This window comes from Paraburkholderia aromaticivorans (assembly GCF_002278075.1).
Classification (GTDB): domain Bacteria; phylum Pseudomonadota; class Gammaproteobacteria; order Burkholderiales; family Burkholderiaceae; genus Paraburkholderia; species Paraburkholderia aromaticivorans.
In genome coordinates this window covers 31,975-45,549 of record NZ_CP022994.1, presented here as the reverse complement: position 1 = coordinate 45,549, position 13,575 = coordinate 31,975, and the positions used below count along the sequence as shown (strand labels likewise).

Sequence of the window (13,575 nt, the reverse complement as noted above, 5' to 3'; positions counted from 1 at the left end):
AATCACGTTCCGAACTGCGCACGAACGAAGCCGTCGAGCGCAGTCCGCACCTCCTCGTCGTCGGTGAGCGGGCGCGTCATGGCGAGCGCACAGGCGGCATGAACGTCAATTCCGCCGCGTATCAATCCGCAAGCATGCACCAACATGCGTGTCGATATGCCTTCGGCCAATCCCCGGCCACGAAGCTTGCGCGACTGGGTGGCAATGCGCACGAGCTTGATGGCGATATCGCGATCGACTTCGCTTTCGTGCGCGACGATATCGGCTTCGGCGGCCTCGTCGGGGTAGTGGAACTCGATTGCGCCGAAGCGTTGCCGGGTCGATGGTTTGAGGTCTTTTCCAAATGCCTGGTATCCGGGGTTGTAGGACACCACCAACTGAAAGTCCGGATGCGCGTGGATCAATTCGCCGCGCTTGTCGAGCGGCAGCATACGGCGGTCGTCGGTCAGCGGGTGAATGACGACGAGCGTATCCGAGCGTGCCTCGACGACTTCGTCGAGGTAGCAGATCGCGCCATAGCGGGCGGCGGTGGTCAGCGGTCCGTCGTGCCACTCGGTGCCGTCGCCGTTTAGCAGAAAGCGACCGGTGAGGTCGGACGCGGTCGTGTCTTCGTTGCATGCGACTGTCACCAGCGCCTTGTTCAGTCGCGACGCCATGTATTCGACGAAGCGCGTTTTGCCGCACCCTGTCGGGCCTTTCAAAATTATCGGCAAGCGCTGCGAGTAAGCCGCGGCAAATAATTCGATCTCTTGATCGATCGGCCGGTAGTAAGGCTCCGTCCTGATTCTGTATTGAGCAAGGTTATCCTGCATTGGCGTCATCCCTCGTGAATCGCTGCGCCGGTTTCCCGGCGCGCAGCATGCTTTACCGGTGGGCCGGATCGGCGTGCGGAATACCTTCGACCGGACATTCAGGCGTGCCGGGCATCGCACGCGTGAGCGCCTCCACCGCGCGGCGCGTGCCTTCAGGGTCGTTGACCCACTTGCCGTAGAACTCGAATGGACAAGCCGCTACGCCATGGATGTCCTCGCCGGAATTGATCTTGCCGGTGTAGCCGCGGTGCAGCAGTTTGTAGAGATGGTTCTGCGACTGCATGTTCCTGCGCGCATCGCGTAGCAGACTGACCGAAAGCTCGGCGTACTGAATGCCCATTTCCTCGGTCCCGCATTCGCCGAGCGAACGCCCATCGAAACCGACGATCGCCGAATGACCGAAGTACGAATACACACCGTCGAAGCCGGTGGCATTTGCCACAGCGACGTAGACGTTGTTCATCCACGCCATCGTCTTCGCAACCATAACCTGCTGCTCCTTGGCCGGATACATGTAGCCTTGGCAGCGCACGATCAGTTCCGCGCCGCGCATCGCGCAGTCACGCCAGATTTCCGGGTAGTTGCCGTCGTCGCAGATGATGAGACTGATCTTTAGCCCTTTCGGACCCTCCGAAACATAAGTGCAGTCGCCGGGATACCAACCTTCGATCGGCGTCCACGGCATGATCTTGCGATACTTCTGGACGATCTCGCCGTGATTGTTCATAAGCACGAGCGTGTTATACGGCGCCTTGCGCGGATGTTCTTCGTGCTGCTCGCCCGTGAGCGAGAAGACGCCCCACACGTTGGCTTTTTTGCAAGCCGCACTGAAAATCTCAGTTTCAGCACCCGGCACCGTCGACGCCGTTTCGTACATCTCCTTCGGGTCGTACATGATTCCGTGCGTCGAATATTCGGGGAAGATGACGAGGTCCATGCCCGGCAGCCCCTGCTTCATGCCGACGACCATGTCCGCGATCTTTCGCGCATTCTCGAGCACCTCCGCCTTCGTATGAAGGCGCGGCATCTTGTAGTTGACGACAGCCACGCCGACGCAGTCGTTGCTGCTGGAAATATCACCATGACGCATTGCTTTTTCTCCGAGTTTGGGCGGGAAACGACCCAAAAAAAAGCCCGAGCAGACTCGCAGGTCTGTTCGGGCTCTGTTGCCTTTTGCGCCTTGCCGGCAATGTTGGCGGCAGGGCGACACGTTGATTGGCAAGTAGGCTACGAAACGGCCGAACGGTTGTCAAGCGATATGAAACTTGTGATCGACACGACGCGCTCGCTCTGCACATGCAGTCCGCACGACACTCCGCGAAATCGCTTGACAACGCATTTTCGTCGCTCGATGCTTCGGCACGTCTACGACAACCGGTTCGTCAACAGCGACGAATGCAACGGGCAACAGAGCCCACCCAGCGCCCAAAAAGGCGTCTGGGTGGGCTTTTTTTTTTGGCCAACTCGAATCTGCGCCGATGCGATATCGGCACAGGCCTCATTGGGAAAAGTACGTCATGTCATCTCCACAATCGATAGGCGCCGACGGCGAAACGGCGCTCGAGCATGTGCTCGGAGAAGAGTACGAACGCGCGCCGGTTCCGCAGGCGGCGCGGCGCAGTATGCTATCGGTAGCAACGGTATGGATCAGCTTTCCGATGATCATCACCAGTGCAATGACCGGCTCCATCCTAGTCGCAGGGATGGGCTTCGGCCGTGCGCTGGCCGCGATGCTCCTCGGAAATGTGCTGATGTTCGCGTATGTCGCTTTGCTCGGCGGTCTGGGAGCGAAGCACGGGCTCAACTTCGCGCTGCTTGCGAGCCGCGTCTTCGGGCGCAAGGGCTACGCTCTGGCCTCGGGCCTGCTTTCCAGCCTGCTGCTTGGATGGTACGCGGTGCAGACCGGCATCACGGGCAATCTCATTCATTCATCGTCGGGGGCGAGTTATCTTGCGATGACGTGCATTGCGGGTGTGCTGTATCTCGCGGTGACGTTCGTCGGCATACGGGGCCTTCATTGGCTCGGCATGATCTCCGTGCCGCTCTTTCTCGTGCTCGGGACCTGGGTGGCCATCGATGCCGCAGGCCATACGGGCTGGAGCGCCGTCTTCGCGTATAGCGGCACGCACCCGGCATCGTCGATGGCATTCGGCGTCGGACTGACGATCGTCATCAGCCTCTTCGTCGACGCGGGCACAGTGTCGCCCGACTTCAATCGTTGGGCGAAGAACGGCCGCGACTCGTTGGTTGCGACGTTTACGGCGTTTCCGTTCGCGAACTGCTATGCGATGCTGATGGGCGGCATCATGACGGCGGCCATCGCATTGCCCGATCCGCAGCCGTTCGCCATGGACAACATGTTCGGCTACATGCTCCATCAGCACGAGACCTGGCTGAGCGCGATTGCCGTCGTCTTCCTGTTCTGCAGCCTTGGCTCCGTTTGCGCCCACTGTCTCTATAACTCCGCTGTCGGCTGGTCGAGGATCGTCGGCGTCAAGATGCGCACGGCCGCAGTCATCCTGGCCGCCGTCGGAATCGCCGTTGCGGCGGCCAACGTGTGGGCGCTGTTCATTCCCTGGCTCTCTCTGCTCGGCATCATCGTTCCGCCGATCGGGGCGATCGTGATTGTCGATCTGTACCTTGCGCGGCCTGGTGCCGAAATCGACCGGCAGTGGCGTGCTCAGGCATTCGCCGCGTGGGCGATCGGATCGGCGGTGGCGTATATCGTCGAGAAGCAAGTCCCCACGCTTTCGACGGCCGTGTCGGCATTCATCGTTAGCGCGATCGCCTATGGATTGATCACGCAGATGTCGAAGAAAGCGAGCGTGGCCGCGGATCGCGCTTGACGATCCGATGGCGTCGCCAGGCGAAGCGGGCCCATGCCCGCGTGCCTACATCAATGTGTCTTCATCAAGGATTGGTCGAACATGTCCGATTACAAAATCTTTTCTCTCGGCGACATCGTGTTGCAATGCGGCTTGCGTATTCCCGACGCGAAGCTCGCATACAAGACGTACGGCACGCTCAACGCCGCCAAAAACAACGTGATCGTGTACCCGACATGGTATTCGGGGCAGCACTACGAGAATGAATGGCTGATCGGCGAGGACAAGGCGCTTGATCCGCGCAAGTACTTCATCATCGTGCCGAATATGTTCTGCAACGGGCTTTCGTCATCGCCTAGCAATACGCCCGCTCCATACGGCAAAGCACGCTTTCCTAACGCGACCGCGTACGACAACGTGCGTATGCAATGGCGGCTCGTCACGGAATTGTTTGGGATCGAACAGATCGCGCTCGTGACTGGCTGGTCGATGGGTGCATTGCAGACGTTTCACTGGGGCGCGCTCTATCCGGAGATGGTCGAGCGAATCCTGCCCTTTCAGGGTACCTCGAAATGCTCGCGGCACAACTTCGTGTTCCTCGAAGGTGTCAAGGCAGCGTTGACCGCCGACGCCGCGTTCCGCGACGGCTGGTACGACGTGCAGCCGGAAAAGGGCTTGCGTGCGGCGGCGCGCGTATATGCGGGGTGGGGTCTGTCTCAGACGTTCTACCGCGAAAAGCTCGATCTCGAAAAACTCGGCTACGCGACGCTCGAAGACTTTCTGGTCGGATTCTGGGAGGGTTGGCTGCTGTCGAAGGACGCAAACAATCTGCTCGGTATGCTATGGACCTGGCAAAACGGCGATATCAGCGACAACGAAATCTACAAAGGCGACTTCGTCAAGGCGCTTTCGTCGATCCGCGCGAAAGCGATCGTGATGCCTTGCAAGACCGACCTCTACTTCCCGCCCGAAGACAGCGAGTTCGAAGTCAAGCATATGCCCAACGCCGAGCTGCGCGTTGTCGACTCCATCTGGGGGCACTTTGCCGGCGGTCCGGGCACGAGTCCCGTCGACATTGAAGTGCTCGATAAGGCGTTGCGTGAGCTGCTCGCGAGCTGAACGGTAGCTTCGAACGGGGGCCGCTCAACCGGAAGACCGTTGGCGCGGCGCCCGACGACGGACGGCCTGCAACGTCGCTGTAAGAATGGTTAGAATTACTAATTTATATTTATTGATGTAGATAAAGGTTCATCATGTCCATGAAGAAATACTTGGCAGCGACCGCGTTTGCGAGCGCACTCATTTCCGTCGCTCATGCGCAAAGCAGCGTAACGCTGTACGGCGTTCTCGATGAAAGCCTCCAGTACACCAACAGCGAAAAGAGCAATGGGCATGCAGGTTCCGCCTGGGGACTCGCAAACGGGGCAAACAGCACCACGGTCTGGGGTATTAGCGGCAATGAGGATCTTGGCGGCGGTATGCACGCCATCTTCAAGCTGGAAAGCCAATTTGGGATCAGCAACGGCTCGAACCCGTTCGGCAGCGACTTGTTCGGGCGCCAGTCATGGGTTGGCCTCGCGGATGACCACTGGGGTACGGTGACGTTCGGCAAGCAGTACACGCCCATCGTCGATTATCTCTGTCCGCTGTCGGCCTACTGCTCGTTCGGGGGGAACATGTCGGCGCATGTCTATGACAACGACAACGTCGGCGGCGGCTACACGGTCAGCAACTCGGTCAAGTACGAGAGTCCTGTCATCGGCGGTTGGCATGTCGGCGCCATGTACGGCTTTTCCAACGAAGCCGGCCAGTTCACGAGTAATAGCCTTCTGAGCGTCGGCGCAGGCTATGACAATGGCCCGTTCCACGTTGCCGCGGCCTATATGGACGCGACCAATCCGGCGAGCGGCCCGAACGCTAGCGGTGGTGCCGTCGGCTCGAATATGGCTATCCTGCCTGCCGCCAATCAACGCGTGTTGGGCGCGGGCGCCAGCTTCGACATCGGGAAAGGCGCAGTCGGCCTTCTTTATACGCACTCAACCTACCTCTCTCTTGCGACTGGCGGATCGTCCTTTTCCGATATCAGCGGCGAGGATCTGCGCTTCGACAACTACAGCGTCTATGGCCACTATCCGCTGGGCGGCGCGTTCAGTCTCGGGGCCGGCTACACGCTGACGAACGAGCATCTTTCCGGTTCGACGGCTGCCACGCTGCACAATCAGCAGATCACGATCGATGCCGACTATCATTTGAGCAAGCGAACGACGCTCTACGCGGAAGCGGCTTATCAGCACGTGTCGGGCGGCAATGGCCTGAGCCTCGCCTACGCGGACATCATCACAGCGGCCAATGCTTCGGCGACGAGCAGCCAGACGGAGGTCAGTGTGGGGATCCGTCACAGTTTCTAAAGAACGCGATGTTGCGCCCTGTTCCCTAACAGTCGAGGAGATGCACATATGACCGTCAAGCAACAGATCTGCGGGATGGCTGCGACCGAGCTTGTCGAGGCGATCCGCACGAAGCAACTTTCACCGGTAGAAGTCGTCGATGCGCATCTGGAACGAATGGAGATACTCGAGCCTTCGATTCACGCGTTTTGCACAGTGACGGCCGAAGCCGCGCGCAAGAATGCGCGCGAGGTCGAAGCACGCATCCTGCGTGGTGAGAAAATCGGCGCGCTGGCCGGCGTACCGGTGGGCATCAAGGATCTTGTGTGCACGGCCGGTATCAGGACGGCGTCCGGATCGGCCGCGTATCAGGAATTCGTTCCAGACGAAGATGACGTTGTCGTCGAGCGCCTGAAGAAGGCCGACGCCATCATCGTCGGTAAAACCAACGTTCCAGAATTTGGGTACAGCGGTGTCGGTCATAATCCGATTTTCGAAACCACGCGCAATCCCTGGAATCTGGACCTCACCCCGGGCGGTTCTAGCGCCGGCTCCGGCGCAGCGGTGGCCAGTGGCGAAGTTCCGTTTGCGATTGGAAGCGATGGTGGCGGGTCGATCCGAATCCCCGCGGCACATTCCGGCATCTATGGCATCAAGGCCTCCATGGGGCGCGTTCCGCTGTATCCCGGCTGCCGCGACGAGCGCTATCCCGGAGTTTCAAGCTGGGAGAGTCTCGAGCACATCGGCCCGATGAGTCGCACGGTAGCTGACAGCGCGCTGATGCTATCCGTGATTGCAGGCCCGGATCCACGCGATCGTCACTCACTGCCGCGCGCCGACTTCGACTGGATGAAGTCGCTTGACGGCGACCTCAAAGGGTTGCGGGTCGCTTATAGTCCGGACTGGGGCTACGCCGCCGTCGATGCGCGCGTGCGTCGCATCGTCGACGAGGCTGTGCGCGTCTTCGAGCGCGATCTCGGCTGTACCGTCGAAATTGCGCATCCCGGATGGAGCGATCCGTTTGATGCGTTTTGGGCCATCGTTGCGATGGACACGGACCTCAGGGGCATGCGCGCGATGGCAGCAGAGTTAGGTCAGAAGATGTCGCCGCACCTCGTGGCCTTTCTCAACCATCCTTGGACGGCAGAAGACTTCACCAACGCGATGTTGACCCGCAAGGCCGTGGTCAACAAGATGTGGCGCTTCATGAATCACTATGATTTGTTGCTCACCCCCACGCTGACCGTTCCCCCGTTTCCCGTTCATTGCCAGGGGCCGGAGAAGACTGAGGGCCGCATGGTCGCGCCGACGCAGTGGCTCTCGTTCACCTATCCGATCAACCTCACCGGGCAACCTGCCGCATCGGTGCCGGCAGGTTTCACCGATGACGGATTGCCCGTTGGCTTGCAGATTGTCGGACGTCATTTGGACGATCGATTGGTGCTTCGTGCCTCGGCGGCCTTTGAGCAGGCCCGTCCCTGGCGAAATCGCTGGCCGCAACTGCTTGCGCAGGCCGGTCTCTCGCAGTAATTCAGGGAGTGGGAACGTGATGAATAAATCGACCGAGCAACATTTGCTTGACGAAGAGTTCGAACAGCGTTTTCAAGACCCGTTGGCATGGAAGCTGCCTGAATATGAACTTGTATCCAAGATTGAACTCTGATGTCCGCTGCCCGGCTTCGCGTTCACGCACTGACCGCGGAGCGGGCGTGCCGGCCGTCATTTGGCCGAGCGACAGCGACGAAACCGAACCCGGGCCATCGCGCCCGCAACCTTGCATACAGGAGTGTGACGAGTGAGTTCAAGCGGACTGGGCGGACTGAACAAGTCGCCGAACGGCATTGTAGTGGGCCTCGTACAGTTGCAGAACCCTGATGTGTCGACGCCGGCGCAACTGGCCGCGCAAGCGCAGCGCATCGCCGAGCTGGTCGGCAAGGCGCGGCGCAACAACCCAGCGATGGATCTTGTCGTGTTCCCCGAATATGCGCTGCACGGCCTGTCGATGAGCACCGATGACGCGATCATGTGTCGCCTCGACGGCCCGGAAGTGGCCGCGTTCAAGGCCGCCTGCGTCGAACACCGGATCTGGGGCTGCTTCTCGATCATGGAGCACAATCCTGAAGGCAACCCGTACAACAGCGGCCTGATCATCGACGATCGCGGTGAGGTGCAGCTCTTCTATCGGAAGTTGCATCCATGGGTGCCGGTCGAGCCGTGGGAGCCGGGCGATCTCGGCGTGCCGGTCTGCACCGGCCCTAAGGGCGCGATCCTCTCACTCGTCATCTGTCATGACGGCATGTTTCCGGAGATGGCACGCGAGGCCGCGTACAAGGGCGCCGAGATCATCATCCGAACCGCCGGCTACACGGCCCCGATTCGTCACGCGTGGCGTGTGACGAACCAGTCCAACGCGTTCCAAAACCTTGCGCAGACGGCGAGCGTTTGTCTATGCGGCACTGACGGCACGTTCGACTCGATGGGTGAAGGCATGTTCTGCGACTTCGACGGCACAGTCCTCGTCGAAGGCAGCCATCGTCCGGACGAGATCATCGCCTGCGAGATGAGGCCCGATCTCGTCCGTGAGGCACGCATTCACTGGGGTGTGGAGAACAACATCTATCAGCTCGGGCATCGCGGTTACGTCGCGGTGAAGGGCGGCGCAAGCGACTGTCCTTACACCTTCATGCAGGACATGGTGCGCAGGGCATACCGGTTGCCGTGGGAAGCCGACGTACGCGTGACGGACGGTACCTCATGCGGATTTCCACCGCCTGAGCGCCACTACAAGCGCTGAGGGGCACCGACACTTGCCGATACTGAACCGTCGCCTTTCGGGTTCGCACCGAGCGTGCCCCCGCCGCACCAGTTTAGCGTCCGAAGTGGTCCAAGGAAGTCCAAAGAAGCCCCGTAGAAGATTGATTCTACGGGGTTTTTTTGTTCTTGACGTCCTGGGCGGTCTGTCTGCAGCCGAAATATTTGGTGGTACTTGGGGATCTACGCCGGAACCCCAGAAAATTCCGTCGTTCCACATTGTGAACATTAATCGGCTTATTCCAGCCGAAGAATGTTGGAGCGACGTCCGGTGAGTGACATGACGGTCTCGGTCACACGGACCATCAGGACCGTTACGCGGGGCCCAGTTCGATTACATTGTGGGACAGGTCGAGACAATCTTCGCAGTCCCGGCAAACCCAGTGCAGCATCGGCCCGACCGGATCTGGATGGTCGCTGAACGTTGTCAGCGCCGCGTCGTACTGAGCATCGGACGTGCTCGAGCGCAGTATCCGCTCGAGATTAGACTCGATGCTGTCCAGGCTGCATTCACCGATGCCGGACTTGAACACCGTCACACCGCCTGACGGGTTGACCGCGAAGAAGAAAAACGCCTTCGTGTCGACCATGTGCGACAGGATTGTCCTGGCGATGAAGTTGCTCGGATTGATCAGCGCATTGAAGATGCGGTAGCCGTAAAACTCTAAGCCGAAGTGTACGACCTCGAAGTCGTCGGTGCCGCGTATCGAGTGGCCAAAGTTGAAACCGCTGCGTGTTACGTCGTTCGGAATGTCATCCACCGGCCGCAGTGCCAGGCAAGCATAGTGCGTCTGGCCCTCGGCCACGAGTCCCATCGCAAAGCAGGGCGCGCGCTCGGCCAGCAAGGCCTCGACAAAATTCCGGTTCATGCGGAGCGTTGGCAGCATCGGGCATCCTTCATCGTGAATCAAATCAACATTTGCCGACCTGGCTGTGCGGTGCGTCGACGTCGAACATCAAAGGCTATACATCGTCGAGCTCGAACAGCGCGCGATCGGCGGGCCGCGACAGATAATCGTCCATCATCGCGCGGAAATCGGCTTCATCCCACTCGCCGCGATCGACACGCCGCAGCAACGCCTCGCCGGCCAGCATGATCTTTCGCTCGCGATCCGCGCGCGTTTGCTTGACCTGCTGGCGCTGCGCCTTAGCTGCCGCTTTGCGGGCTGTTTTCAGCTCCTGCAGCTTTTCGTCTGTCGCATCGAGACGACGTTTCAGCATGTTCATTCTGGCGTCCTGTTCGAAGAAGCGGTTTGCGCGGGAAACCGGCGCGCCGGCGTGCGCCGGTTCGTTACATTCGCGCCGTACTGTCGCGCCCAGGTGCGTACCGAGGGAGCGATATCGACTAACGTCGGCGGCATGTTCGGCAACACATCCATCGTCCAGCCACCCAGCCGCTTTGGCGCAATATACGCCGGTCGCCAGCTGCCGTCGGCCAGGATATCGATCACGAACAGCGACGTGCCGACGCTCAGTCGCCAGGTGTTGACCACGGCTGGGGGTAAAGGATTACCTGGTTGTGGCATCGTATTCCACCGTAACAGGAATAAGGGATTCCAAGCCAGAACCGCCGAAAATTCGATCACTCCAATTCGAGCCCTGCAATGAGCGCGTCCAGGTCGATTTTGTTGTCGCTTTGAAAAGTGTAGTGCCCGTTCAAAAGGATATGCCGCCAGGCTGCCGGTGATATCTGCGTAAGCCGCGCCAGCGCCTTGGCGTTGCCACTGGCCTCCCATTTCGTCAGTAGATGCGACAGAATCGCCGAGTTGTAAAAAATGATGACGTTGGCGATCAGCCGGGCGCACTGGTTGCTGATCTCGATTTCGATGTCGGTGCGGCCGGTCAATTCCTTCTTGCCGCCGACCTGGGCGATGGTCGAACGAAGCTGATGGTAAGACTCGAGGCGGTTTTGGGAGCGATGCACGTTTCGCTCGAGCTGCGGGTCGCGCAGGTAACGCAACGTGTAGATGGTACGAATGAGCTTATCGAACTCAAAAATCGCGCGACGTGTCGGGTTTTCCTGCGAGTACGTACATAGTTTGCGGATCAGCGAGCCCTGCGTGATCTCTTTGAGGCCCAGCGTGGCGACGATCTGATCGATATTTGTCTTCTCACTGGTGATGAGCTGCCGATCGATTTGTCCGATCGGCTGAATCAGGCATTTCTCGTACAGCGCCGGGTCGTCGATACAATACAATTCCTGCAACTGGTCATCGAGGTTTGTGAAGCGAGGCTCGAAGCGCAACCCGAACCAATACAGGATAGCGAAGTTGGCTTTGTTGATGCTGTGCATGTCGCCGGTGATCGCAGTCGGCACTATATCCGACGTGTTGCGATACCAGATGTCGAACACGTGATGCGCCTCGTACTCGTGCGCGCCGATTAGGTAGCCGTTCAACGGGACATGATTGCACAGCAGCGTGTAGGCGACGACGCCTTTGCCTCGTCCGAAGTATTTGCGCGAGTAACGCGCCTTCACGGTCGGTCGCTCGACGCCGAATTTCTGCCCATCGACGGCGCTGTACAGCGCATCGAGATCGAACGAGTAGTACGGGAAGATCGGCAGCGCGGCGATGGCGTTGCTGATGCAGTCGTTGGCCGCATGCAGCGTCGCCTGACGCAGATACTGCTGGTAGGTGCTATCCAGAACGTGGTACGGAATGTCGCTGGTGCGCGCCATGACATGGTTGCCATGGTTCATTGCCTGAGCGATGATAACCGCCATCAGGCTATCGGCGTCCGCTACCTTCTTCGCGTAGCGCGGCTGCAATGGCGTCAGCGCCGACAGGAACTGGCACTGGCCGTTGACGAAGCGGAACACGTCGGCAACATCGCAGAATGGCAGTTGCTCGTAGAATGCCTGCTCACGCACCTTCTGGTTCTCGGTTTTCGGTTTGCGCCAAATCAGCTTCTGCGTATCCTTGTCGTATTCCAGGTGCGTAAGCTTGCCCTGTTTCAGCTCTCGGTTGAAGGCCAGCCATTGTGCATGCAACTCGGCCGCTAACGCATCGAGTTGGGCATCGATTGGCTGCTGCAGGAACGGGATCTCCATCTGCGCCAGCGCGTCGGCCTTCTCGTTCATCGAAACAAGCTCGTCGGAGAAGTGACGATGTTGCAGACTGTCGTCGAGATAGATCTCTCCCGACTGGAAGCGCTTCCGGATCTGGCGGTACAACCAGAATTCGTAGCGATCGGCGTGCAAACCGGTCGGCTGACCATCAGCGCCGAAGATCAGCAGGTACGGTCGCAGGCGCTTCGGCAGCGTGGCCGCGGGACATTCGGCGAGCGGTCGTTGTGACAGGCGCTGCTGTTTGGCGAAGGCCCCCTTGACCCAAGCCAGCGCCGCGAGCCACGGGTTGTCTGGGGAGGTGCCGACGAAGTCGAGCTCGACGTACAAGGGGCGCAGGTGACGGCGAATACGTTTGGCTAGGCCGTCCACCGCCAACCAGTGTAGTGCCAGTTGACTCAGCGGCTTGACCGTCATGCGTTGCGCCGTGTTTTGTAGCACATCTTTGGCCATGATTTTATAGGCGCGCTGACGCACCTCGCCGAACGGCGTCGGATCGGCTACGCTGTCGTCCACATAGAGCGACAACAGGCGGCCGATCTGCGGCGTTTCCCGATGGCGTTTTACTTGCTCGGCGATGAGTGACTGTTTCGCGCCCGCGCTGCTTTCTTCCTCGAGCTGCTTCATGTGGAAGGCCATCGCATCGACCAGGTTGTCGGTGAGCTGTCGGAAGCGCACCCAGGCGTAACACAGCAGGTAGAGCTGCGCCTGATCCGCCTTCAGGTTGCGCAGGTCGTGGACGGTATAGAAGTTCGCCAGGCTTGCGTAGTACAGCACGTTCTGCTGCGAGATATCCAGCCGGGGCAGCAGCGTCCTGGCGATTTCGTGCAACGGCTGCAGCGTGCCGCGCTTTTCGCGTTCGCGGACCATCTGACGCCAGCCGAAATTCTTGGCATCCTGTTTCAGCGCCGCCAGTTTCGACAGAGTATCATCGCGCACCAGAAGTTGGTCTAGCGCGGTTTGGGTCAATTCGTCCAATACGCCGGTGAGCAGGTCGCCCAGCCGCCGACGTTCGACGGACAGGGCTTCGCTGACTAGCTCTTGCAAGGTCGTGTAGCCGGGCCGGATCATCTTGTGCTCATTGAGCCACACGATGAGCTCGGCGGCGACGAATCCCGGTGTCACGTCGCGACGTACGATCTGCGCGGCCTGCTGCATGAGTTGCGGCAGGAAGGCGGCCACCCACGGTCGATAGCCGTACAGTTCAGCGATCTGTTCGCGCTGGGCGTAGTACTCGTGCCGGGTGATCGGCTTGCGTTCGAACGGCTCGCCGTGGAAATAGCGGCTCAACACGAAATCGTAATCGTCCTCAACCTCGTCCCAATCGAAGCGGAAGAAGGCGTGCTTGGACTTGAAGTAGCCAATCTGCAAGATGCAATAGACCTGCGCGGGTATGGAGGGCCGGCTACTGGCGAGCGCCAGTTCGGATTCGGTCAATGCCAGGTATTCCAGCCGCTGCGCATCGTCGAAATCAGGCAGGCCATACAGGGCTTCCTGTTCGGCGTCGGAAAAGACGCTGAGCAGCTTATTCTTGTTGATCATCGACCATCCTCTCCACGCAACGTCAGATCCTTCAATTTTGTGATATCACGACATGGGGTACGACAGAAATATTGAACTCCCGCATTCTACAGAGATAAGCTTTATTATCTCTGTGGCATTGTTTCCATATT

The 13,575-nt window shown here is 59.5% G+C and carries 11 protein-coding genes; 5 read left to right on the top strand and 6 right to left on the bottom strand.

The annotated features are described in order from the left end of the window. Positions 1-2 precede the first annotated feature (2 nt). Both CJU94_RS39820 and CJU94_RS39815 read right to left on the bottom strand, forming a co-directional pair. Positions 3-812 (bottom strand): CbbQ/NirQ/NorQ/GpvN family protein, encoded by an 810-nt coding sequence (locus tag CJU94_RS39820; protein WP_095423941.1) that lies wholly within the window; start codon positions 810-812, stop codon positions 3-5. 52 nt (positions 813-864) lie between these two features. After that, positions 865-1,902, bottom strand: coding sequence for an aliphatic amidase (locus tag CJU94_RS39815; protein ID WP_095423940.1), 1,038 nt, complete (start codon positions 1,900-1,902; stop codon positions 865-867). Positions 1,903-2,329: 427 nt separating this feature from the next. Between CJU94_RS39815 and CJU94_RS39810 the strand changes: the two genes are divergently transcribed. From CJU94_RS39810 to CJU94_RS39790, 5 genes are all read left to right on the top strand, one after another. Next, positions 2,330-3,658 (top strand): cytosine permease, encoded by a 1,329-nt coding sequence (locus tag CJU94_RS39810; RefSeq protein WP_095423939.1) that lies wholly within the window; start codon positions 2,330-2,332, stop codon positions 3,656-3,658. Between the two features lie 81 nt (positions 3,659-3,739). After that, complete coding sequence (locus CJU94_RS39805; protein ID WP_095423938.1) at positions 3,740-4,756, top strand: alpha/beta fold hydrolase; 1,017 nt, start codon at positions 3,740-3,742, stop codon at positions 4,754-4,756. A 134-nt stretch (positions 4,757-4,890) separates the two neighbouring features. Further along, positions 4,891-6,045 carry a porin gene (locus tag CJU94_RS39800; protein ID WP_095423937.1) on the top strand — a complete coding sequence of 385 codons (1,155 nt, stop codon included), beginning with the start codon at positions 4,891-4,893 and terminating at the stop codon, positions 6,043-6,045. Between the two features lie 48 nt (positions 6,046-6,093). Next, positions 6,094-7,554 carry an amidase gene (locus CJU94_RS39795; protein WP_095423936.1) on the top strand — a complete coding sequence of 487 codons (1,461 nt, stop codon included), beginning with the start codon at positions 6,094-6,096 and terminating at the stop codon, positions 7,552-7,554. 265 nt (positions 7,555-7,819) lie between these two features. Beyond that, the gene (locus CJU94_RS39790; protein WP_095423935.1) at positions 7,820-8,818 is read left to right on the top strand and encodes a formamidase; all 999 of its coding nucleotides are present in this window, start codon (positions 7,820-7,822) and stop codon (positions 8,816-8,818) included. A 331-nt stretch (positions 8,819-9,149) separates the two neighbouring features. Here the strand turns inward: CJU94_RS39790 and CJU94_RS39785 are convergent, their stop codons facing one another. The 4 genes from CJU94_RS39785 to CJU94_RS39775 form a co-directional block, all read right to left on the bottom strand. Then, the gene (locus tag CJU94_RS39785; RefSeq protein ID WP_007180433.1) at positions 9,150-9,722 is read right to left on the bottom strand and encodes a hypothetical protein; all 573 of its coding nucleotides are present in this window, start codon (positions 9,720-9,722) and stop codon (positions 9,150-9,152) included. 76 nt (positions 9,723-9,798) lie between these two features. Next, positions 9,799-10,062, bottom strand: coding sequence for a hypothetical protein (locus CJU94_RS41235; RefSeq protein WP_007180432.1), 264 nt, complete (start codon positions 10,060-10,062; stop codon positions 9,799-9,801). Further along, a complete protein-coding gene (locus CJU94_RS41230; RefSeq protein WP_156903410.1) occupies positions 10,059-10,421 on the bottom strand; it encodes a hypothetical protein in 363 nt (120 codons plus the stop codon). The genes CJU94_RS41235 and CJU94_RS41230 overlap by 4 nt, the downstream gene beginning before the upstream one ends. Further along, positions 10,418-13,444 (bottom strand): Tn3 family transposase, encoded by a 3,027-nt coding sequence (locus CJU94_RS39775; RefSeq protein ID WP_007181927.1) that lies wholly within the window; start codon positions 13,442-13,444, stop codon positions 10,418-10,420. The genes CJU94_RS41230 and CJU94_RS39775 overlap by 4 nt, the downstream gene beginning before the upstream one ends. Positions 13,445-13,575 lie beyond the last annotated feature (131 nt).